The sequence below is a fragment of the Mesorhizobium sp. WSM4807 genome (assembly GCF_055811615.1).
This window is the reverse complement of the sequence record NZ_JBVVQY010000027.1, coordinates 52,857-74,454: the sequence shown is the minus strand read 5'-3', so window position 1 is coordinate 74,454 and position 21,598 is coordinate 52,857. Positions and strand designations below refer to the sequence as shown.

Sequence of the window (21,598 nt, the reverse complement as noted above, 5' to 3'; positions counted from 1 at the left end):
CAACCGAGGGCAGGCTTTTGGGCGACATACATTATCGCAGCATGCGGGAAATAAGCTGCGCGGTATAGTCGACCATCGGCACGATGCGGGCATAGTTCAGCCGGGTCGGGCCGATGACGCCGAGCGCGCCGATGACGCGGGCGTCCTTGTCGCGATAGGGCGCCACGACCAGCGACGAGCCGGACAGCGAAAACAGCTTGTTTTCCGAGCCGATGAAGATGCGCACACCGGAGCCTTCCTCGGCAAGGTCGAGAAGCTGGATCAGCCCGTCCTGCGTCTCCAGATCCTCGAACAAATGCCGCAACAGCTCGATGTCGGCCTGCGCGGTGACATTTTCCAGCAGGTTGGCTCGGCCGCGCACGATGAGACGCGCCGGCAGGCCGCTCTCGGCGCCTGCCCAGACCGCAAGGCCCTTCTCGACCAGATCCTGCGACAGCGTGTCGAGGGCGGCCTTGGTCTCTTCCTTGATGCGGGCGATCTCGATCCGCGCCTCGGCCAGCGTGCGGCCACGGATATGGGCATTGAGGAAGTTCGAGGCTTCATGCAATTGCGAGACGGTGATGCCGGCGGGCAGGTCGACGACACGATTTTCGACGTCGCCGTTCTGCGACACCAGCACGGCCAGCGCCTTGTTCGGCTCGAGCTGGATGAACTCGATGTGCTTTAGCGGCACCTCGTTCTTGGCGGCAAGCACGAGGCCGGCGCCGCGCGACATGCCGGACAGCATCTGGCTGGCTTCGGTGAGCAGATGCTCCAGCGTCGCGCCCGAGCCGGAGGCGCGTACCTGCGCCTCGATGGTGCGGCGCTCCTCGTCGGAGAGGTCGCCAAGCTCCATAAAAGCATCGACGAAGAAGCGCAGGCCGGCCTGGGTCGGCAATCGGCCGGCCGAGATATGCGGCGCATAAATCAGGCCAAGATGCTCGAGATCGCTCATCACGTTGCGGATGGTGGCGGGCGACAGCGACGACGGCAGGATACGCGACAGGCTGCGTGAGCCGACCGGCTCGCCGTCCTTCAGATAAGAATCGACAATGCGCCGAAAGATGTCGCGCGAGCGCATGTCGAGCGACTGGAGTGCGGGCGACTGGAGCACTGCCGCCGACTGCGAACCGGGATCGACTGCCTTGGTCATTCGAGCCAAATACCTCCGGCCCAAAGATATAGACTTCGGCCACACCCGCGCAACCGGCCATTTTCCTTTGCGCCCTGCGCCCCATGCGGCTACAAGCCGGCCACGATTCCGAAAAAGATAGGAAAAAAGGCTGAATGCGCCCTTCTAAACGCCAATTCGACGAAATGCGCGCCATCTCCTTCGAGCGCGGCGTCTCCAAGCACGCGGAAGGTTCGTGCCTGGTGAAGTTCGGCGACACCCATGTGCTGTGCACGGCCAGCCTCGAGGAAAAAGTGCCGGGCTGGATGCGCAATTCTGGAAAGGGCTGGGTGACAGCGGAATACGGCATGCTGCCGCGCTCGACCGGCGAGCGCATGCGCCGCGAAGCTTCGGCCGGCAAGCAAGGCGGCCGCACACTCGAAATCCAGCGGCTGATCGGCCGTTCGCTGCGCGCCGTGGTCGACCTGCAGGCGCTCGGCGAGCAGCAGATCACCGTCGACTGCGACGTGATCCAGGCCGATGGCGGCACGCGCACAGCCTCGATCACTGGCGGCTGGGTGGCACTCCATGACTGCCTGCGCTGGATGGAAACCCGGCAGATGGCCAGCGTCGCCAAGGTGCTGAAGGACCATGTCGCGGCTATCTCCTGCGGCATCCATGACGGCCAGCCGATCATCGACCTCGACTATCTCGAAGACTCCTCGGCCGGCACCGACGCCAACTTCGTCATGACCGGCAAGGGCGGCATCGTCGAGATCCAAGGCACGGCCGAGGGCGAGCCTTTCTCGGAAGAGCAGTTCACGGCGCTGATGGAACTGGCCAAGAAGGGCATCCAGCGACTGGTCAGCCTGCAGCAGATGGCCGTGGCGTAGTCCTGAAAATGCCGAGCTTGTCCGCCCCCCTCTGGCCTGCCGGCCATCTCCCCCTCAAGGGGGGAGATGGGATGTCATTTCGGCCTTCGCCAATCTCCAACCTCGAAGGGTGCGCGACGACGCAGAAGCTGCCAATCTCCCCCCTTGCGGGGGAGATGGCCGGAAGGCCAGAGGGGGGTGCCTGATGCAACCCTCCGCTATCCTTGAGTCAGCACTATACGTCACAGACCTCGCTGCTGCGGAAACCTTCTACACCGATGTGCTCGGGCTCGATCTGCTGGGCAAGGTCGACGGCAGGCATCTTTTCTTCCGTTGCGGGGACGGCGTGCTGCTCATCTTCAACGCCGAGGCGACCAAGGTGCCGCCGGCGCCCGATGCCAGGCTGAGGGTGCCGCCGCACGGCACTGTCGGCGACGGCCATCTCTGCTTTGCGGCAAACGCGGATGAGATCGCGCTCTGGAGAGCGCATCTGGAAGCAAAGAAGATTGCCATCGAAAGCGAGTTCGAATGGCCGCAAGGCGGCCGCTCGATCTATATTCGCGACCCTTCTGGCAATTCGATCGAATTCGCCGAACCAAGAATCTGGGGCCTCTGATGCATTCGCTTGATGGGCACAGAATTGTCGTTGCCAGCCATAATGCCGGCAAATTGCGCGAATTCGCCGATCTGATGGCGCCATTCGGCATAGAAGCGAAGTCGGCCAAGGAATACGGCCTGCCGGAGCCGGACGAGACTGGCACCACCTTCGAGGAGAACGCCTATATCAAGGCTCTTGCCGCCGCCAAGGCGACGGGCCTGCCGGCATTATCGGACGATTCCGGCCTGTGTGTCGATGCGCTGGGCGGAGCGCCCGGCGTCTATACGGCCAATTGGGCCGAGGCGCCGGACGGGTCCCGCGACTTCGGCATGGCGATGCAGCGAGCGGAAGTGGCGTTGCAGGAAGTCGGCGCGGTCGCGCCTGCGCAGCGCAAGGGCCGCTTCGTCGCCGTCATCTGCCTGGCCTTTCCCGACGGTGCAGCCGAATATTTTCGAGGCGAGGTCGATGGCGCGCTGGTGTGGCCGCCGCGCGGCGAACTCGGCTTCGGTTACGACCCGGTGTTCGTGCCGGACGGTTTCGAAAAGACCTTCGGCGAGATGACCGCAGAGGAAAAACATGGCTGGAAGCCCGGCCAGCCGACGGCATTGTCACACCGCGCCCGCGCCTTCCAGAAATTCGCGCAAGCCAGACTGGATTTGGCACGATCGGGCGTGAAATGACCATGCTGCTCGACCGCAGCCCCGGCTTCGGCGTCTACGTCCACTGGCCGTTCTGCGCGGCCAAGTGCCCCTATTGCGACTTCAACAGCCATGTCCGCCACCAGCCGGTCGACCAGGAGCGTTTTGCGCGCGCCTTCGAGACCGAGCTTGCGACAATGCGCAACCGCACCGGACCGCGCGAGGTGACCAGCATTTTTCTCGGCGGCGGCACGCCATCGCTGATGAAGCCGGAAACCGTGGCGACGGTGCTGGACGCGGTGGCGAAGAACTGGACGGTGCCCGCCGGCATCGAGGTGACGCTGGAAGCCAATCCCTCCTCGGTCGAGGCCGAGCGCTTTCGCGGCTACCGGGCGGCGGGCGTTAACCGCGTGTCGCTTGGCGTGCAGGCGCTGAACGACAAGGATCTGCGCTTCCTCGGCCGCTTGCACAATGTCGATGAAGCGCTACATGCGATCGGCCTGGCGCGTGAGATCTTTCCGCGGCTGTCCTTCGACCTGATCTACGCACGGCCCGGCCAGACGCCGGAAGCGTGGCAGGCGGAGCTGGAACAGGCGATCGACCACGCCGCCGACCATCTGTCGCTCTACCAGCTGACCATCGAGGAAGGCACGCCGTTCCACGCGCTGCATGCGGCCAGGAAATTCGTCATTCCCGACAATGACCATGCCGCCGATCTCTACGCGCTGACGCAGCAGATCACCGCCGCCCATGGACTTCCGGCCTACGAGATTTCCAACCACGCCAGATCAGGTGCGGAAAGCCGGCACAATCTCACCTATTGGCGCTATGGCGAATATGTCGGCGTCGGTCCCGGCGCGCATGGCCGTTTCATCGAAAACGGTCGCCGCGTGGTGACGATCGCCGAAAGAATGCCGGAAACCTGGGCCAATCTGGTCGAGGCCAAGGGCCATGGCGTCACCGGCGGCGAGATCCTGACGCGCTCGGAAGAGGCCGACGAGTTCCTGCTGATGGGCCTGAGGCTGGCCGAAGGCATAGACCTCTCCCGCTACGAGGCGTTTTCCGGCCGCAGCCTGTCGACGGCGCGGCTGTCGGTGCTGCAGGGCGAGGGCTTGGTGGCGCCGATCGGCAATGCCCGCCTGCGCGCCACGCCGGCCGGCATGATCGTGCTCGATGCGGTGGTGGCGGATTTGGCGCGGTAGAGCACCATGCCTTCGTCATTAAGGGGCGGAGCAGGAGTGCAGACCCTTTGATGGGAAAGGGGACAGCGCGCCCTCTGGGCCGAGGAATTAGGCGTCGTGCTTGTGGCGACACTTGGCGTGGTCTTTCTCGGCGTCCGCCTCACCGGAGCGAGCCGGCTTGGCATCGCCCTTGTCGCGGCGGGCACGGTGTTGATCGCTCATCGGGTGTGAGGGCGCTCCGTTGCGGGAGCTTTTCGTTTCAAGGCGGGTGATGAAAATGTCGAAGCGATTGGGCATCGTCTGGTCAGTGCTCCATCGTGCTGCCGGTGCCGGTCGAAGGCTTGATTTCCAGGTCGGTTGCCTTTGAGTGACGACGCTTTCGCGGCTTTTTGGCCAAGCCGGCGCCGGTTTTGGCTGGCTGACCCTTGTCCTTTCGCGCGGCAAAGCGCTTGCGCCCTGCATAGTAGGGTTCGAAAACGTCCTGTATCTTAAGACTGTCCATCCTGCTCCTCCCGAGATCAGGGGTAAATCCGCCGGGCATGGTTTCGTTCCGTACTGTGGCGAAGGCATGGCGAGCGCTTCACTTCGGCACGGGTTTTGCAACCGAGCGTGAGCCGTGCCAAACAGGGCCGAATGCATTCAAAGTGTCAGAGCCTGACGGGGGACACCGGTGACCGGCGAGTTGGCAAGACGCAGCTATGTGATCGGCCAGACCGAAATACCAGCCCGGCCGCTCGCGCCGGCGCTCTACCTGGTGGCGACGCCGATCGGCAATCTCGCCGATATCACATTACGCGCGCTTGAAACGCTCGCCGCCGCCGATATCGTTGCCTGCGAGGACACGCGTGTCAGCCGCGTGCTGCTCGACCGCTACGGCATCCGCCGCCGCACCACTGCCTATCACGAGCACAATGCCGCCGAGGCCGGCCCGAAACTGATCGCAGCCTTGCTGGCCGGGCAGAGCGTGGCGCTGATCTCGGACGCCGGCACGCCGCTGATCTCCGATCCCGGCTACCGATTGGTCGGCGAGGCGCTTGACCAGGGCATTCGTGTCGTGCCGATCCCCGGCCCGTCGGCGCCGCTTGCGGCGCTGACGGCGTCAGGTCTGCCCTCCGACGCCTTCCTGTTTGCCGGCTTCCTGCCGGTGAAGACTGGACAGCGGCTGGCGCGGCTGGAAGCGCTGAAAGCGGTGCCGGCGACGCTGATATTCTTCGAATCGCCGCGACGGCTGGCCGAGACGCTCAGTGCCATGGTCGAGGCGCTAGGCGGTGAGCGCAGGGCCGCGATCGGCCGCGAGTTGACCAAGACCTTCGAGGAAATGCGGACCGGCACCTTGCAGTCGCTCGCCGGCCATTACGCGGCAGCCGACACGCCGAAGGGCGAGATCGTCATCTGCGTCGGCCCATCGGAAGCGACGGCCGACGAACCAGCCGACATCGACCGGCTTCTGCTTTCGCTTGCCGCCGAGATGCCGGCCTCCAAGGCGGCGGCGGAAGCCGCCAAGATGACCGGCGGACAGAAACACGCGCTTTACCGGCGGCTGCTTGAACTCAAGGATACTGGGAAAGAGGGCGACACCGGGAAAGACGGCGATGGCTGAACGCCCGGTCGCCAGCCGCCAGCGGGCCTATCGGCGCGGCCACCGCAGCGAGTGGCTGGCGGCTGCGGCATTGATGGTAAAGGGCTACCGGATCCTGGCGCGCCGCCACCGCACGCGGCTCGGCGAGATCGACCTGATCGCGCGGCGCGGCGACCTGGTGCTGATCGTCGAGGTGAAGGCGCGCCGCACACTGATGGAAGCGATGGAGGCTATCGCTTACGAATCGGAGCGCCGCATCGAAAGCGCCGCCGATCTCTGGCTGTCGCGCCAATCCGACCATGGAAGATTGTCGGTGCGCTTCGACATGGTCGCGGTGCTGCCGTGGCGCTGGCCGGTGCATGTTGAGAATGTTTTTTACGGGCGGAACTAAGCTCAGGTCTCATTGATCGGCGCCAGAATATAACGGTAGCCGCAACGCCGAGAAGAAACGTGCGGGCGCTACCGCTTGTCGGTGCGCCATTTCCGGACTTTTTGCGATCGCAGCGCGAAGGTTTCGTCCCGGGAGACAATGCCGACTTTCAAACTCCAGTTGACTTTCGGCGGCAGGCGCCGATCCTCAAGTTCAATGCGGCCTGCCAAGCAACATGCCGCCCGAACGATCAGCACGATGATCGAGAGCAGCTTTGAACCTGGTCAATCAGCCGAGCCTTGTTCTAAACGGTGTCGAGTTCGACTTCGACGCCGGTCTCCTGCACGGCAAGCATGGTGAAGATGTCCCGCTGAGGCCTCAATCGCTCGCGGTTCTGAAGCATCTGGTCGCCAACGCCAACCGTGTTGTGACCAAGGAGGAGCTCCTGGACACCGTCTGGCCCGGCATCGCGGTGACGGAAAACAGCCTTTCCCAGTGCATCAGCGAAATCAGGAAAGCCATCGGCGACGAGAAGCAGAGCCTGCTCAAGACAGTCGCGCGACGGGGATACCGCTTTGTCCCCGAAACCGAAGCGCCCGGCATACCTCACGATCGCTACCCGCAGATTTACGGCACTGGCTCTCCTGACCCGCGCGAGATTAAGGGCAGGCGCGGCCTGATGTTTGTAACCGCTGTACTTGGCGATCGGTGCCGCAGGCGCGGTGTTCATCTGGAGCCCCACATTTGACACGGGAGTGCCGACCTCCCTCTCGATCGCGGTTCTGCCGTTCGCAAATCTCAGCGAAGCAGAGGAGCAGGCCTATCTTGCCAACGGTTTCGCGGACGATCTGACGACAGAGCTGGCGCGCGTTCCCGGCCTGTTCGTGGTCTCGCGCAATGCCGCGCGTGCATATCGCAACAGCGGTCTGCCGCCGGCGAAGATCGCGAAAGAGCTCGGCGTCCGCTATCTGCTGGAGGGCTACGTTCGACGTCTCGGCGATGAGGTGCGCATCAATGCGCATTTGGTCGATGCCTCGACGGTTGGGCAGATCTGGGCCGAGCGCTTCGAAGGTCCATTCACCGACGTGTTCAAGCTCCAGGATCAGGTCATCGGTCAAATTGTCGCCGCGCTGCAGCTGAAGCTCGTCCCGGGAAAAGCAAACCTCGCCGTGTCCGGCGATACTGACGACCCGGAAGCTTACCAGACGTTTCGACGCGCCATCGAGGCGCGACGAAGGGATACACCATCGGGCACGGTGGAAGCGTCGGGCTACCTTCGCCAGGCCTTGGCGCTGGACGCCGATTTCGGCGCGGCGGCCGCGGAATTGGCGTGGCTCCACTGGGATGCCGACGAGGTAAGGAGACAAGCTCTCGGACTCAGTTGGACCGAAATCGACGACGAGCTCTACGGCAGTCTGGCCATCGCTGCCGGAAATCCGTCTCCCGGTTACTATCAACTGAATTCCGAGCTTCTGGTCCGGGAGCATAGGTCCGACGAGGCGGTGGCTGCCCTGCAAAAGGCGATAGCGCTCGACCCGAGCGATCCCTGGACCTACGAAGGGCTGAGCCAGGCCCTCAACTTCAACGGCAGGCCGGCCGAGGGGCGATCCTTTCTCGATGCGGCCTTACGCGTCGATCCCGGATGGACGGAGTGGCGACACTACCAGGCTGGCTTGGCGGCGTTCGGCCAAGGCCGCTACGAGGAGGCGGTCGCGCAGCTTGAGCAGGTCGATGTCCGCTCGCCCAATCCGTGGACGAAGTACTACGGCCTGCATGTTCTTGTCGCGGCGCTTGCGCATCTCGATCGCCTGCCGGAAGCGGCCTCTGCCCTGGAGCAGCTCCGAAGCGTGCTGTCGGAAAGGCAGGAGGGGCAGCCGAACCTGCTAATCGCGCAGCAGTTCTTCGTCTACAAGCAACCGGAGGACATCGCTCGCCTGCTCGACGGCTTGAGAAAGGCGGGGGTTTCCGAGCTTCCGGCCGGAATGGAACCGGAATCCGCTGAACGGATGAACGGCGTCGACATCGGCAACCTCGTAATCGGACACGGGCTGACCGGACGCCAGATTCTGCCCGATGTCTCAGCCTACCGTGCTGTGATTGCGGCAGACGGCAGCGTGACCAGAACAGTTGGTGCGGAGATCGATAGCGGTCGGATGTGGGTGCAGGGCGACAGCTTGTGCAGCGCCTATCCGCGTAAACTGACGGGCTGTGGCGCTGTGTTCCGCAACCTGAGAGGCACATCTGGAGCCACAAACGAATACATCCTTCTGTCTCGCTCCAAGCGTTACGAATTCTCGGTGACGAAATAGCTGCAACTTCGCTGCGCTTACAGCGGCCATGAGAGATTGAGGTTCATTTCGCTCACGCCTTCGGTACCGTACGGGCCACACTGCTTCAATGCGTCCGCGAAATCCTTGGCCAAGGCATTGAACGTCTCGGTCTGTGGCGCAACGTCGACGATTTCGATCACACTGACGTGACCCTCGCGCGTGAAGCTGACGTGGACGTCTGCGCTGAAGCTGATTCCGCGCATCGCCGTCTGCGTAGGCCAGCAGCTTGCTGCCCGCTCGAGAATGTGGCGGCTCAGACTGTCACCAGCGGACGCGGTGGTCGCCGCGCCGATCACGAGAATTCCCAAGACGCAATTGATCATCCTTTATCTCCTCAGTTCGACGCCCGAAGCGTGTGGGGACGGCGTGCGAGAGAGAACGCGAAGGGTCGTGCGAAGTCATGAAAAAGTTCTGAAGAGTGATGAACGCAGTCGATTTTGGCTACGACCGGGGCACCTATTGGGCCGTTTGCCAGTCGTGCTCCTTCACCGCCTTGGCAAAAGCCGAGACAACAGGTGAAGGCAGGCGGTCGGCCACTGAAACGAGCGACACCTCGCGTATGATTTCAGGGTCGACCACGGGCCTGTGACAGACACCGGGATGGCTGGCCGAGTACTCCGCGATGAAGCAGACGCCCATGCCCGCAGCGATCATCGCCAGAATCCAATCCTCGCGCTCGCTGCGGAAGGCGCTGCGGATATCGAAGCCGATATTCCGGCATAGCCCGTCTATGTGATCGCCATATTCGCAATTGATGCGCTCAAGATAGGCTTCGCCGCGGACGTCGGTAAGATGAAGCGTATTGCGCATCTCGAAAGGATGGCCGGTCGAGAACGCGAGCCCGAAGCGCTCCCGGTAAACAGGATCCGCCTTCAGACCATGGCCGAATGGTTCGGGCCTGGCCAGCAGGGCGACGTCAAGCTTGCCCTCCATCAGAAGGTCGGTGAGATGGCTTGCCGGGCCCTCGATCACTGTCACTTCTATGCCTGGATAGCGCTCTCGAAAGGCATTGAGGAAACCGATGAAGCGCAGCGGGCCTATGGTGCACATCACCCCGAGCGTCAGCGACGCGGTTTCCAGAGAGAGGAACCTCCTGGCTGTCCTCTTCGCAGTCTCCGAACGCCGGAAAACTTCGTCCAGATGGGTCCGCATCAGACAGCCAAAATCGGTGAGCCGGACGCGGGTTTTCTCGCGGTGGAAAAGATAGCCGCCAAGTTCCGCCTCCAGCTTCTGTATGGCCCGCGTCAGCGCAGGCTGGCCGACGTGAACGAGGTCCGCCGCGCGATGAAAGTTGAGAGTCTCGCTGGCCGCCAGAAAATAGCGGATTTCGTGCATCTCCATGAAACGCCCCCCTCGCCGATGTCTCGTCTGCATCGTCGCGATGATAATTCGGCATTATCCGCCGCCCTCACGCTCAAGTAAACTTCACCAGCCTTTATGCCAGCTTGGCCGCTGCCGGAGCCGATCTGAAACCAGGATCGGGCGTCACCGAACGCGGTTGGAGAGCCCAAAGAGAGATTCCGATGCCTGAAGCGAGTCAGGAAAAGTTGGACGCATTCTTGGGGAAAATGGTCGGCGATCTCGGTGCGATCGCTACGGGCGCGGGGGTCTTGCTGGGCGACAGACTCGGCCTGTTCAAGGCATTGCGCGAAGGCGGCAAGATGACGGCCGCCGAACTTTCGACACGCACTGGCACCCAGGAACGCCTTGTAAGGGAGTGGCTTTCCGGGCAGGCGGCGGCGGGCTACGTCGACTACGATGAAGCCAACGACGAGTTCTATCTCAACGCCGAGCAGGAGCTGGTGTTCGCCGATGAAGATAGCCCGGCCTTCATGGCGGGCGCATTCGAGGTCCTATCCGCGCTGTGGCTCGACGAAGAAAAGGTGAGGCAGGCATTCCAGTCCGGTAAGGGCGTTGCATGGCACGATCATAGCGCGTGTCTGTTTCGCGGTACGGAACGGTTCTTCCGTCCAGGCTATAATGCCAATCTGATCGACTCCTGGCTGCCGGCCCTGGAGGGCGTAGTCGAGAAGCTCGAACGCGGCGTCGACGTCGCGGATGTCGGATGCGGTCATGGCGCATCGACCGTGCTCATGGCACGTGCTTTCCCCAATTCGCGCTTCGTCGGCTTCGATTATCACGCCCCTTCGATCGAGCGCGCCCGCAAGGCCGCCGAGGAAGCCGGTGTCGGCGCCAACACGCGCTTCGAGGTCGCGGCCGCCAAGACCTATCCCGGCACCTATGACCTCGTCGCTTTTTTCGATTGCCTTCACGACATGGGCGACCCGGCGGGCGCCGCCACCCATGTCCACGGGTCGCTCAAGCCGGATGGCACGTGGATGATCGTCGAGCCGTTCGCGCATGATCATCTAGCGGCGAACCTCAATCCCGTCGGACGCGTTTACTATGCCGCTTCCACGTTCGTGTGCACGCCCGCGTCCCTGTCGCAGGAAGTCGGGCTCGGGCTTGGCGCCCAGGCCGGCGAGGCGAGGCTACGCAAGGTGGTGACCGGCGGCGGCTTCAAGCGATTCCGTCGCGCCACGGAGACGCCGTTCAACATGGTGCTGGAGGCCCGCCCCTAGCGCGGCCGTCGATAGAAATTGCAGCTCAAAGTGATCGGAGAAAGCTATCGCCCTCCATGATCGCCATTCTCGACAGGTTCCGTGATCTGCTTGAAGACGTCGGTGGCGATCTCGGCGTGACGGACCCGTCTCGGGGGCTAGTTTGTTGCGGAAGTGGCTTAAGGAGCCCAATCAGCGACGGCCGAATGGCGATAAACTAACTGTGCCGCCTTACCCCCAGACGAACAGCGCCGCCAGGCCGACGGTGCCGATGACCAGCCGCCACCAGCCGAACAGCGAATAGCCGTGGCGCGAGACGTAGTTGAGTAGGAATCGCACGACGATAAGCGCCGCGACGAAGGCCGCGATGAAACCGGCAGCGATTATGGGCAGATCAGCGCTGGTCAGCACATTGCGGTTCTTGAACAGGTCGAAGGCGAAGGCGCCGACCATCGTCGGCATGGCGAGGAAGAAGGAGAATTCCGCAGCCGCCCGTTTGTCGACGCCCAGAAGTAGCGCACCGACGATCGTCGAGCCGGAGCGCGATGTGCCGGGGATCAGCGAAAGGCACTGGAACAGTCCGATCTGCAGATAGAGCCGGAGCGGAAACCGCTCGACGTCATGGTAGAGCGGCTTCGGCTTGAAGCGATCCACCCACAGCAGGACGACGCCGCCGATGATCAGCATGACGCAGATCAGCCTCGGCGATTCAAACAGCACCGTCTTGATGAAGCCATGCCCCAGTGCGCCGATGACGGCGGCCGGCAGGAAGGCGACGAGGATGCCGAGGACGAAATGCCGCGTCACCCGATCACGCGGCAGATCGACCAGCATCTGCCACAGACGATGGAAATAGACGCTGAGGATAGCCAGTATGGCGCCAAGCTGGATCAGGATCTCGAAGGCCTTGCCGGTCGAATGGAAGCCGAGAAAATGGCCGGCAAGCAGGATATGGCCAGTCGACGAGACCGGAATGAACTCGGTCATGCCCTCTATCATCCCGAGCAGCAGCGCTTCGACGATGGTCTGGCTTTCCATGGCAACCTCGGCGTTCGAGTGAGGGCTTTGAAGAACGGCTTGCTTGTCATGGCGCGGAACTCCTCCTATAGGTCGCAGCACCCTGACGGTCCTCTGAATCGGGGCGGCCCTTTGAACCGGGCAGCCTCTGAATCGGGGCGGCCAAGACTTACCGGCGCAGCCGGCGATTTGCCAGTGCGCTCTATTATCGCGGGACCATGCTGACGCTTTTCCACCACCCAATGTTCGCCACCTGCCGCTTCGTTCGCCTCGCTTTCGGCGAGTATGGCGAGGAGCTGGCGCTGATCGAGGAAAAGCCGTGGATGCGGCGCAAGGAGTTCCTGGCGCTGAACCCGGCCGGCACGCTGCCGATCCTGCTTGCCGAGGGCGACGTGCCGATCGTCGGCGCTATGGTCATCGCCGAATATCTCGACGAGACGCGCGGCGTGCTCAAGCGCGACAAGCGGCTGTTCGCCGAGGACCCGATGGGGCGCGCCGAAATCCGCCGGCTGACCGACTGGTATCTCAGCAAGGCTGATGGCGAGGTGACGCGGCATCTGGTGCGCGAGCGCGTGCTGAAGCCGGTCATGCCGGAAACGGCGGGCGGCGGTTCGCCTGATTCGGCGGCGATCCGTGCAGCGCGCGCCAATATCCGCCAGCACATGAAATACACCAACTGGCTGGCCGGCACACGCCATTGGCTGGCCGGCAACAAGGTCACCTATGCCGACCTCGCGGCTGCGGCTGCGCTGTCCGTGCTCGACTATCTCGGCGAGATCGACTGGCGTGAACATGCTGCCGCGCGCGAATGGTATGCACGGGTGAAATCACGGCCATCATTCCGGCCGCTATTGTCCGACCGGGTGCGCGGCCTTTCGCCGGTGTCACATTATGCGGACCTCGATTTCTAGAGCGCAAAACCTGCGCGCGCTGATCGACCGCGAGGCTCGGCGCGCCGGTTTCGATGCCGTTGCCGTCACCACGCCACATGCCATCCCGCAGGCGCCGGCCAGGCTGGCCGAATTCGTCGCCGACGGCTTTCACGGTTCGATGGGCTGGATCGCCGAGACGCTCGAGCGCCGCGGCGAGCCCACGGCACTTTGGCCCGAAGTTCGCTCCATCATTGTGCTCGCCATGAACTATGGCCCCGACCACGACCCGCGCGCGGTCCTAGTGAAGCGCGAGCGCGGCGCAATCTCCGTCTATGCGCAGAACCGTGATTATCACGACGTGATGAAAGGCCGGCTGAAAGAGATCGCCGGCAAGATCGTAGCCCGCGCCGGTGGCGACGTAAAAGTGTTCGTCGATACCGCCCCGGTGATGGAAAAGCCGCTGGCAGAAGCCGCCGGCCTCGGCTGGCAAGGCAAGCACACCAATCTGGTCAGCCGCGAGCATGGCTCCTGGCTGTTCCTCGGCACCATCTTCACGACGGCCGAGCTTTCGCCCGATACGCCCGAGGACGACCATTGCGGCTCGTGCCGCGCCTGTCTCGACGTTTGTCCGACCGACGCCTTTCCGGCTCCCTACCGGCTCGATGCGCGACGCTGCATCTCCTATCTCACCATCGAGAACAAGGGCCCGATCCCGCATGAGTTCCGGGAAAAAATCGGCAACCGCATCTATGGCTGCGACGACTGCCTCGCCGCCTGCCCGTGGAACAAGTTTGCCCAGACGGCATCCGAGGCAAAGCTCGTCGCCCGCGCGGACTTGCGCGAACCGCCGCTCGCCGATCTCTTAGCGCTCGATGACGCTGCTTTCCGGTCGTTCTTCACTGGTTCGCCGATCAAGCGCATCGGTCGCGATCGGTTTATCCGCAATGTGCTGATCGCCGCCGGCAATTCCGGCGAACCCTCGCTCGGCAACGCCGTGTGCGCGCTGCTCAGCGATGCCTCGCCTCTGGTGCGCGGCGCGGCGGTATGGGCGCTGTCGCGGCTTGTGCCAGAGACCGAATTTGCCAAATGTGCGAGCTCTGCACTGAAAGCAGAAGGCGACGAGGCCGTGCGACGCGAATGGCGCCTGGCGCTGGCAAATCAAATCGAGGCGCATGCATGAGCCAGAAGCAGATCTTCATTTTCGGCGCCGGCTATTCGGGCAAGGCATTTGCCCGCGCCAACAGGGATGCCGGCACGATCCTTGGCACGACACGCGCGTCGGAGAAATTCGAGGCGCTGCGGCAGGCCGGAATCCAGCCACTGCTTTTCGACGGCGCGCTGACGCCCGAAATCAGCGACGCGCTCAAAAAAACAACCCATCTCGTCGTCTCGGTGGCGCCGGATGAGGCCGGCGATCCAGTGCTGAATGCGGCGCGCGGGACAATCGCGGCGGAGATGCCGGCGCTCGAATGGATCGCCTATCTCTCCACCGTCGGCGTCTATGGCGACCACGGCGGCGGCTGGGTCAACGAGACCGCCGAATGCCGGCCGCTGTCGAAGCGCTCGATGCTGCGTGTCGCCGCCGAGCAGGACTGGCTGAAACTGGGTCGGGACATCAGCCGGCCGGTGGCGATCCTGCGGCTTTCCGGCATTTACGGGCCGGGCCGCAATGCTCTGGTCAGTCTGGAAAACGGCACCGCGCGGCGGCTGGTCAAGCCGGGCCAGGTGTTCAACCGCATCCATTGCGACGACATTGCGGGGGCGCTCTGGCATCTGCTCAAGGACAATCGCGGCGGCATCTTCAACGTCACCGACGACCTGCCGGCGCCGCCGCAGGACGTCGTCGCCTATGCCGCGGGGCTGATGGGCGTCACACCGCCACCCGAAATTCCGTTCGAGACCGCCCAGCTTTCGCCGATGGCGCGGTCCTTCTATGGCGAGAACAAGCGTGTCGCCAACACGGCGATCAAGGCTGCCGGCTATCGCTTCCGCTTTCCCGACTACCGGGTGGCCTTCGACCATATGTGGGCTGAGGGCAACTGGCGCGACGGCGAGGCGCGCAGCCCGATGAAGCGGTCGTGATCGAAACCGCGCGCCGGGCGTGATATGATTCGACTAAATCGCAGAGGGGTTCTGCCTCATGAAAACGTTGAAGCGATCATTGCCCGGTAGAACGCTGCTGCTAAAGCGCGTCGCAACGCGCTTTAGCTCTCTGTTTATGCATGTCGTTGTCCCAAAACCGCTGCGCACTTTTGGGCGACATGCATTAGCAGCGCTCGCCATTCTCGCCATAGCAGGGCTTGCAGCGCGACCTGCAGCGGCCGAAGAGCTGGCGAAAAACCTGTTCGGCGCCAAAAAGCTGCCGGCCGTGGCTGCGCCGCAATCGATCGGCTTTTATTCCAAGGGCTGCTTTGCCGGCGGCGTCGCCATTCCCCTGGAGGGCCCGAAATGGGAGGTGATGCGGCCTTCGCGCAACCGCCGCTGGGGCCATCCGACAATGATCGCGCTGATCGAGAAACTGTCGCGCGACGCCGCGGCCGACGGCTGGCCCGGCCTGTTGGTCGGCGACATTTCGCAGCCGCGCGGCGGCCCGATGCTGAGCGGCCATGCCTCGCACCAGATCGGCCTCGACGCTGACATCTGGCTGACGCCGATGCCCGACCGCAAGCTTTCGCTCGAGCAGCGCGAAAACATGAGCGCCACCTTGCTTGTCAATGAAAAAACCCACCTGGTGAAAGATGCGCTCTGGGTGCCGGCGCATATGCGGCTCCTGAAGCGCGCGGCAAGCTACGCGGAAGTCGAGCGCATCCTGGTCAATCCCGGCATCAAGAAGAAGCTCTGCGACACGGTGAAAGGCGACCGCGCATGGCTGCGCAAGGTCAGGCCGTTCTGGGGCCACGACTATCACTTCCACATCCGCATCGGCTGCCAGCCCGGCTCGCCCAATTGCAAAGCGCAGGAAAACACGGCGCCCGGCGACGGCTGCGACCAATCGCTGGCATGGTGGTTCACGGAGGAACCGTGGCGTCCCAACAAGAACCCGGATAGGCCGAAAGCGCGCGACGTCATGACCATGGCGAGCCTGCCCGCAGCATGCCAGGCCGTGCTCGATGGGCCAGATCCGGCTTCGGCGGAGGCGGTCACCTATTATGGCGACGGCGTGGCGGTCGCGGCTGCACCCGTTATCATGACGGCGCCGGCGCCGGCGCGGGCATCCGCAAGCGGCGGGGCAGCGCTTCCGGCCTCGGTCAACGCCTTCGCGGCGACGCCCGAGATCGGCATCCCACTGCCACGGCCGCGACCGGGGAACTGAGGCCAGGATAATCTCCTCGGCTTCCACTGATGTTGAAGACGACCAACTTGTTGGGGTCGGCGCTGCCCCTCATTGCCCTGCCGGGCATTTCTCCCCGTATAGTGACGGGGAGAAAGGGGCTGGCCGGTGCCTTGGCGCCGTTCTTGCAGCGTTGGAGATTAGCGAACCATCGATGAAAGCGCCCCCTCTCCCCGTCACAATACGGGGAGAGGATGCCGGCAGGCAGGTGAGGGGCAGCGCCAACGCTGAATTGGGCTAGGGCCAAATTCGGACCTGAAGTGATTGCTCCGGAACTGACTCTGAAGCGACTTTCCCTTTCCCGGGTCATGCGCTAGTCAACAAAAGAACGGCAGAACGCCACTGGGAACCGGGACGGACGAGAGCATGCCAGGCGACGACGACACAGTGCTGCAGTTTCCGGTCCTGATCGGCGACATTGGCGGCACCAATGCGCGCTTTTCGATCGTGCTCGACGCGAATTCGGAACCAACCGAACCGCAGATCGTCCAGACCGCCAATTTCAACACGATCGACGCAGCGATCCAAGCGGCGGTGCTCGACCGCTCGTCGGTGCGGCCCAACTCCGCCGTGCTGGCGGTGGCCGGCCCGGTCGACAGCGACGAGATCCCGCTCACCAACTGCCCGTGGATCGTCAAGCCGAAAAAAATGTTTGCCAGCCTCGGCCTCGGCGACGTCGTGGTGCTCAATGATTTCGAGGCGCAGGCGCTGGCCGTCGTGGCGCTCGGCGAAGAGCATATGGAAAAGATCGGCGGCGATGCCCCGGAGCCCAATGCCGGGCGCGTGGTGCTCGGTCCCGGGACCGGGCTTGGCGTCGCCGGCCTGGTCCACGCGCTGAACCACTGGATACCGGTGCCCGGCGAGGGCGGTCACATGGATATCGGGCCGCGCTCGCCGCGCGATTTCCAGGTGTTTGCGCATATCGAGAAGCTCGAGGGCAGAATCTCCGGCGAACAGATCCTGTCCGGACGCGGCCTGGTCAATGCCTACCGGGCGGTGGCCAAGGCGGACGGCAAGCCGGCGCCGTTCACCACGCCGGCCGAGGTCACCGCCGCGGCGCTGGCGAAGTCAGATCCGTTGGCCGAGGAAGCACTGTCGCTGTTCGTCACCTGCCTCGGGCGCACCGCCGGCGACCTCGCGCTGGTGTTCATGAGCCGCGGCGGCGTCTTCCTGACCGGCGGCATCGCGCAGAAAATCCTGCCGGCGCTGAAGACGGGCAATTTCCGCGCCGCCTTCGAGGACAAGGCGCCGCACAGCGAGCTGATGCGCGCCATGCCCGTCTATGTGATCACCCATCCGCTGGCAGCGCTTTCCGGCCTTGCCGCCTATGCCAGAAACCCGTCGCTGTTCGGCGTCCAGACCGCGGGGCGGCGCTGGCGGGCCTAGATGACGACCGAAGCCGCGGCGAAGTTTTGCCGGCCTCTGCCATAGGCAAGCCGCCGCCGGGGCGCTAAGAGGATTGCCGAATTGGCCCGGCCGCGGAGCCGAACCGACATCACGGAACGATCCCGACTTGAACCAGTCGCCAAACCACCAAGCCAAAGCCCGGCCCGGCGAGATCGTGGCGGTGATCCGCCGCATCATCGCCGAGAATAGCCGCGACTACCGCTGGTATTATGTTCTGGCGGTCCTGTGCCTGGTGACGGTTGCGGCCACGACTGCCTTCACCGCCTGGATCATGAAGGATGTCGTCGACCGGATCTTCTATGAGCAGCGCGGCGATCTCATCGCGCTGATCTGTCTATCGATCCTGGGCGCCTTCATGCTGCGCGGGCTGGCCACCTACGGCCAGGCGGTGACGCTGGCCAGGATCGGCAACAATCTGGTGGCCCGATACCAACGCCGCATCTTCGCTCACCTGATGAAGCTCGGCATCGGTTTCTTCAACGACACGCGCTCGGGACGGCTGGCCGCCCAGATCAACGAGAACGTCAACGGTATCCGCGACCTGCTGTCGATGACGCTGACATCAGTGGCACGCGACGCCGTATCGCTCATCGCGCTGATCGGCGTCATGATCTGGCAGGATCCGATGCTCTCCTTGATGTCGCTGCTGATCGGGCCGCCGCTGATCTACACCGTCGTCTACCTCACCCGCAGAATAAGGCGCGCCACGCGCGAAGCCGTGCAGATAAACTCGCGGCTGATCGGCGCCATGCAGGAAGCAACGCAAGGCATCGCCATCGTCAAGGCGTTTACGCTGGAGGACGAGCTGTCGCGCCGCGTCAGCGGCCTTGTCGACGGTGCCGAGCAACGGGCAAACCGCATCGCCCGCGTCTCGGAACGATTGACGCCGATCTCCGAAATGCTGGCCGGCTTCGCCGTCGCCGGCGTCATCGCCTATTCAGGCTATCGGGCGGCCGTCGGCGGCCAGCCGCCTGGCGCCGTCTTTGCCTTCATCACCGCATTGCTGCTCGCCTACGACCCGGCCCGGCGGCTGGCGCGCATGCAGGTCGGCATGGAACGGGCGCTGGTCAATGCACGCATGATCTACGAACTGCTCGACCTCGAGCCGCAGCAAGGCGACGCGGCCGGAGCGGCCGAAGCGAAGATCACCAGGGGCGAGGTGCGTTTCAACAATGTGTCGTTCGGCTATGTCGCCGACGCTCCGGTCCTGCAGGATTTGAGCTTCGTCGCCGCCGCCGGCAAGATGACGGCCATCGTCGGCGCCTCGGGCGCCGGCAAGTCGACGCTGGTGGCGCTTCTGCAGCGTTTCCACGATGTCGAGGCGGGCAGCATCGAGGTCGACGGCCAGGACATTTTAGAGGTGACCAAGCAGTCGCTGCGCCGCTCTATCGCCTATGTCTCGCAGCAGCCCCATCTGTTCGAAGGCACCATTCGTGACAATATCCGCTACGGGCGGCTGAGCGCCAGCGACGCCGAGATCGAACTGGCCGCACAACAGGCCGAGGCCGATGGCTTCATCCGCCAGCAGCCGCTAGGCTATGACACCCCTGTCGGTGAAGGCGGCCTGACGCTGTCGGGCGGCCAGCGCCAGCGCCTGTCGATCGCCCGCGCCATCGTGCGGCAGGCGCCGATCCTGCTGCTCGACGAGGCGACCTCGGCGCTCGACAACGAGGCCGAAGCGCGCGTCCAGCAGGCGCTGACCCAGGTTATGAAAGGGCGCACGACCATCGTCATCGCGCACCGGCTGTCGACGGTGGTCAATGCCGACCACATCATCGTGCTGGAACAGGGCCGGCTGGTCGAACAAGGCACGCATGCCTCGCTGATGGCCGACCCGCACAGCGTATATGCCCGGTTCCACGGGGTGCAGGGCAACAAGGGGCTGGGGCTTGTCGACGACGGCAAGCCAATCCAAACTCCGCTGCGGCGCGCGAAAAAAGCGATTGGGAGAAATTTATGAGCGGTACGGCCACAAACGACCCCCCCGTCAATGAAATGGGCCTGGTGGTGGTCGGCGCAGCCGGCCGCATGGGCCAGGCGCTGATCCGCGCCATCCACACAATACCGGGGGCACGCGTCGTCGGCGCGATCGAGCGGCCCGGCTCGCCACATCTCGGCAAGGATGCCGGCGAGCTTGCCGGCATCGGCACTATCGGCGTGGCGATCGGCGACGACCCGCTGCCGGCCTTCGCCAAGGCCGACGGCGTGCTCGATTTCACAGGCCCGGCGGCGACTGTCGAATTCGCCGGCTATGCGGCGCAGGCGCGCATCGCCCACGTCATCGGCACCACCGGCTGCTCGGCGGACGACAATGCCAAGATCGCCGCGGCGGCGCGCCATGCTACGATCGTGAAGTCAGGCAATATGAGCCTCGGCGTCAATCTGCTGGCGGTGCTGGTGGAGCAGGCGGCGCGCTCGCTCGATGCCGACGATTTCGACATCGAAATCCTCGAAATGCATCACCGGCACAAGGTCGATGCGCCCTCGGGAACGGCGCTGCTACTCGGTGAAGCCGCCGCCACTGGGCGTGGCATCGATCTTGACGGGAACAGCGTGCGGTCGCGTGACGGCCACACCGGCGTGCGAAAGGCGGGCTCGATCGGCTTCGCCACGCTGCGGGGCGGCTCGGTGGTCGGCGACCATTCCGTGGTGCTGGCCGGCACCGGCGAGCGCATCACGCTCGCCCATCATGCCGAGGACCGGGCGATCTTCGCCCGCGGCGCGGTCAAGGCCGCACTGTGGGCACGCGGCAGGAAGCCGGGACTGTATTCGATGCGGGACGTGCTCGGACTCGCCTGAGACGATCTGATCCACAAACTGAAGGAGCAAAAATGTCGGGAACTCTCGTGCTCGTGCGCCATGGCCAGAGCGAATGGAACCTGAAGAACCTTTTCACCGGATGGCGCGATGTCGACCTGACCGAATTGGGCCACGCCGAGGCCAAGGAGGCGGGCGCCAAGCTGAAGGCGCGCGGCATGAAGTTCGATATCGCCTTCACGTCGTCGCTGATCAGGGCGCAGAAGACCTGCCAGCATATTCTCGACGCCGTCGGCCAGAGCGATCTCGAGACGATCCGCGACCAGGCGCTGAACGAGCGCGACTATGGCGACCTCTCCGGCCTCAACAAGGACGACGCGCGCCAGAAATGGGGCGAGGAGCAGGTGCATGTCTGGCGCCGCTCCTACGACGTGCCGCCGCCCGGCGGCGAAAGCCTGAAGGACACCGGCGCGCGCGTCTGGCCCTATTATCTGCACGACCTGCAGCCGCATGTGCTGCGCGGCGGCACCGTGCTGGTGGCGGCGCACGGCAATTCGCTGCGCGCGCTGATCATGGCGCTGGACGGCAAGTCGGGTGAGGAGATCGTCAGACTGGAGCTCGGCACCGGCGTGCCGGTCATCTACAAGCTCAACCCCGATTCGACTGTCGCGTCGAAGGAAGTGCTGGAGGGCGCATGACCCCGAACCGCAGGTTCGGAAAGGATCATGCGCAGATTCAAAACTACACTAGCCGGCGCGCGGGCGTGTTTCTTGATTGAGCAAAAAAGCGCGTTGACACTCACCCTTTGCCCGCCTAAAGAGCCCGCACCAGCCCAGATGGCGGAATTGGTAGACGCGCACGGTTCAGGTCCGTGTTCCGCAAGGAGTGGAGGTTCGAGTCCTCTTCTGGGCACCATCATCTTGTAAGTACCTGATTTCATTCAGGTTCTGATTCGCTTTTCCAGTTCGGCCCAGTTGTAACAGTGACTGTTATAG

23 protein-coding genes and 1 tRNA gene are annotated in these 21,598 nt (G+C 63.9%); 18 read left to right on the top strand and 6 right to left on the bottom strand.

Annotation, left to right across the window (positions count from 1 at the left end; all coding sequences use genetic code 11):
• Positions 1-31: 31 nt before the first annotated feature.
• On the bottom strand, positions 32-1,132 hold the full coding sequence (gene hrcA / locus AC0L3N_RS26960; RefSeq protein WP_123145999.1) for a heat-inducible transcriptional repressor HrcA: 1,101 nt from the start codon (positions 1,130-1,132) through the stop codon (positions 32-34).
• Between the two features lie 134 nt (positions 1,133-1,266).
• On the opposite strand from hrcA, the gene rph reads away from it, so the two are divergent.
• The 4 genes from rph to hemW all read left to right on the top strand — a co-directional run bounded on the left by rph (position 1,267) and on the right by hemW (position 4,400).
• Positions 1,267-1,983, top strand: coding sequence for a ribonuclease PH (gene rph, locus AC0L3N_RS26955; RefSeq protein WP_473550518.1), 717 nt, complete (start codon positions 1,267-1,269; stop codon positions 1,981-1,983).
• Between the two features lie 184 nt (positions 1,984-2,167).
• On the top strand, positions 2,168-2,578 hold the full coding sequence (locus tag AC0L3N_RS26950) for a VOC family protein (RefSeq protein ID WP_123145996.1): 411 nt from the start codon (positions 2,168-2,170) through the stop codon (positions 2,576-2,578).
• Complete coding sequence (rdgB, locus tag AC0L3N_RS26945) at positions 2,578-3,240, top strand: RdgB/HAM1 family non-canonical purine NTP pyrophosphatase (protein ID WP_123145995.1); 663 nt, start codon at positions 2,578-2,580, stop codon at positions 3,238-3,240. Before AC0L3N_RS26950 ends, rdgB begins: the two co-directional genes overlap by 1 nt.
• The gene (gene hemW, locus AC0L3N_RS26940; RefSeq protein ID WP_123145994.1) at positions 3,237-4,400 is read left to right on the top strand and encodes a radical SAM family heme chaperone HemW; all 1,164 of its coding nucleotides are present in this window, start codon (positions 3,237-3,239) and stop codon (positions 4,398-4,400) included. Before rdgB ends, hemW begins: the two co-directional genes overlap by 4 nt.
• Positions 4,401-4,683: 283 nt before the next feature.
• Here hemW and AC0L3N_RS26935 read toward each other — a convergent pair whose 3' ends face one another.
• Positions 4,684-4,881 (bottom strand): hypothetical protein, encoded by a 198-nt coding sequence (locus AC0L3N_RS26935; protein ID WP_292183610.1) that lies wholly within the window; start codon positions 4,879-4,881, stop codon positions 4,684-4,686.
• Between the two features lie 168 nt (positions 4,882-5,049).
• On the opposite strand from AC0L3N_RS26935, the gene rsmI reads away from it, so the two are divergent.
• Positions 5,050-5,979 carry a 16S rRNA (cytidine(1402)-2'-O)-methyltransferase gene (gene rsmI / locus AC0L3N_RS26930; RefSeq protein WP_473550516.1) on the top strand — a complete coding sequence of 310 codons (930 nt, stop codon included), beginning with the start codon at positions 5,050-5,052 and terminating at the stop codon, positions 5,977-5,979.
• Positions 5,972-6,349 carry a YraN family protein gene (locus AC0L3N_RS26925; RefSeq protein WP_473550515.1) on the top strand — a complete coding sequence of 126 codons (378 nt, stop codon included), beginning with the start codon at positions 5,972-5,974 and terminating at the stop codon, positions 6,347-6,349. Before rsmI ends, AC0L3N_RS26925 begins: the two co-directional genes overlap by 8 nt.
• A gap of 68 nt (positions 6,350-6,417) precedes the next feature.
• Here AC0L3N_RS26925 and AC0L3N_RS26920 read toward each other — a convergent pair whose 3' ends face one another.
• On the bottom strand, positions 6,418-6,558 hold the full coding sequence (locus AC0L3N_RS26920; protein ID WP_473550513.1) for a hypothetical protein: 141 nt from the start codon (positions 6,556-6,558) through the stop codon (positions 6,418-6,420).
• Positions 6,559-6,602: 44 nt separating this feature from the next.
• On the opposite strand from AC0L3N_RS26920, the gene AC0L3N_RS26915 reads away from it, so the two are divergent.
• Both AC0L3N_RS26915 and AC0L3N_RS26910 read left to right on the top strand, forming a co-directional pair.
• The gene (locus AC0L3N_RS26915) at positions 6,603-7,076 is read left to right on the top strand and encodes a winged helix-turn-helix domain-containing protein (RefSeq protein WP_473550512.1); all 474 of its coding nucleotides are present in this window, start codon (positions 6,603-6,605) and stop codon (positions 7,074-7,076) included.
• Positions 7,077-7,083: 7 nt separating this feature from the next.
• Positions 7,084-8,637 carry a tetratricopeptide repeat protein gene (locus AC0L3N_RS26910; RefSeq protein ID WP_473550511.1) on the top strand — a complete coding sequence of 518 codons (1,554 nt, stop codon included), beginning with the start codon at positions 7,084-7,086 and terminating at the stop codon, positions 8,635-8,637.
• Positions 8,638-8,654: 17 nt separating this feature from the next.
• On the opposite strand, the gene AC0L3N_RS26905 is transcribed toward AC0L3N_RS26910, so the two are convergent.
• Together AC0L3N_RS26905 and AC0L3N_RS26900 are read right to left on the bottom strand one after the other, a co-directional pair.
• The gene (locus AC0L3N_RS26905) at positions 8,655-8,981 is read right to left on the bottom strand and encodes a hypothetical protein (RefSeq protein ID WP_473550509.1); all 327 of its coding nucleotides are present in this window, start codon (positions 8,979-8,981) and stop codon (positions 8,655-8,657) included.
• Positions 8,982-9,114: 133 nt separating this feature from the next.
• On the bottom strand, positions 9,115-9,999 hold the full coding sequence (locus tag AC0L3N_RS26900; RefSeq protein ID WP_473550507.1) for a LysR family transcriptional regulator: 885 nt from the start codon (positions 9,997-9,999) through the stop codon (positions 9,115-9,117).
• A 182-nt stretch (positions 10,000-10,181) separates the two neighbouring features.
• On the opposite strand from AC0L3N_RS26900, the gene AC0L3N_RS26895 reads away from it, so the two are divergent.
• The gene (locus AC0L3N_RS26895) at positions 10,182-11,240 is read left to right on the top strand and encodes a class I SAM-dependent methyltransferase (protein WP_473550505.1); all 1,059 of its coding nucleotides are present in this window, start codon (positions 10,182-10,184) and stop codon (positions 11,238-11,240) included.
• A gap of 210 nt (positions 11,241-11,450) precedes the next feature.
• On the opposite strand, the gene AC0L3N_RS26890 is transcribed toward AC0L3N_RS26895, so the two are convergent.
• Positions 11,451-12,257 (bottom strand): undecaprenyl-diphosphate phosphatase, encoded by an 807-nt coding sequence (locus AC0L3N_RS26890; protein ID WP_123145988.1) that lies wholly within the window; start codon positions 12,255-12,257, stop codon positions 11,451-11,453.
• Between the two features lie 197 nt (positions 12,258-12,454).
• On the opposite strand from AC0L3N_RS26890, the gene AC0L3N_RS26885 reads away from it, so the two are divergent.
• From AC0L3N_RS26885 to AC0L3N_RS26845, 9 genes are all read left to right on the top strand, one after another.
• Entirely contained in the window at positions 12,455-13,147 is a 693-nt protein-coding gene (locus AC0L3N_RS26885; RefSeq protein WP_123145987.1) for a glutathione S-transferase family protein, read from the top strand.
• A complete protein-coding gene (queG, locus tag AC0L3N_RS26880) occupies positions 13,128-14,288 on the top strand; it encodes a tRNA epoxyqueuosine(34) reductase QueG (protein ID WP_473550504.1) in 1,161 nt (386 codons plus the stop codon). The genes AC0L3N_RS26885 and queG overlap by 20 nt, the downstream gene beginning before the upstream one ends.
• A complete protein-coding gene (locus AC0L3N_RS26875) occupies positions 14,285-15,190 on the top strand; it encodes an SDR family oxidoreductase (RefSeq protein WP_473550502.1) in 906 nt (301 codons plus the stop codon). The genes queG and AC0L3N_RS26875 overlap by 4 nt, the downstream gene beginning before the upstream one ends.
• A gap of 136 nt (positions 15,191-15,326) precedes the next feature.
• Complete coding sequence (gene mepA, locus AC0L3N_RS26870; RefSeq protein WP_473550500.1) at positions 15,327-16,421, top strand: penicillin-insensitive murein endopeptidase; 1,095 nt, start codon at positions 15,327-15,329, stop codon at positions 16,419-16,421.
• Between the two features lie 384 nt (positions 16,422-16,805).
• On the top strand, positions 16,806-17,825 hold the full coding sequence (locus AC0L3N_RS26865; RefSeq protein WP_123145983.1) for a glucokinase: 1,020 nt from the start codon (positions 16,806-16,808) through the stop codon (positions 17,823-17,825).
• Between the two features lie 127 nt (positions 17,826-17,952).
• Positions 17,953-19,806, top strand: coding sequence for an ABC transporter ATP-binding protein (locus AC0L3N_RS26860; RefSeq protein WP_473550499.1), 1,854 nt, complete (start codon positions 17,953-17,955; stop codon positions 19,804-19,806).
• Positions 19,803-20,645, top strand: a complete 843-nt coding sequence (gene dapB / locus AC0L3N_RS26855; protein ID WP_123145981.1) for a 4-hydroxy-tetrahydrodipicolinate reductase — start codon at positions 19,803-19,805, stop codon at positions 20,643-20,645. Before AC0L3N_RS26860 ends, dapB begins: the two co-directional genes overlap by 4 nt.
• A gap of 32 nt (positions 20,646-20,677) precedes the next feature.
• Positions 20,678-21,301 carry a 2,3-bisphosphoglycerate-dependent phosphoglycerate mutase gene (locus AC0L3N_RS26850; RefSeq protein WP_473550497.1) on the top strand — a complete coding sequence of 208 codons (624 nt, stop codon included), beginning with the start codon at positions 20,678-20,680 and terminating at the stop codon, positions 21,299-21,301.
• 132 nt (positions 21,302-21,433) lie between these two features.
• Positions 21,434-21,518: transfer RNA gene (locus AC0L3N_RS26845), tRNA-Leu, on the top strand.
• The last annotated feature ends 80 nt before the right edge of the window (positions 21,519-21,598 follow it).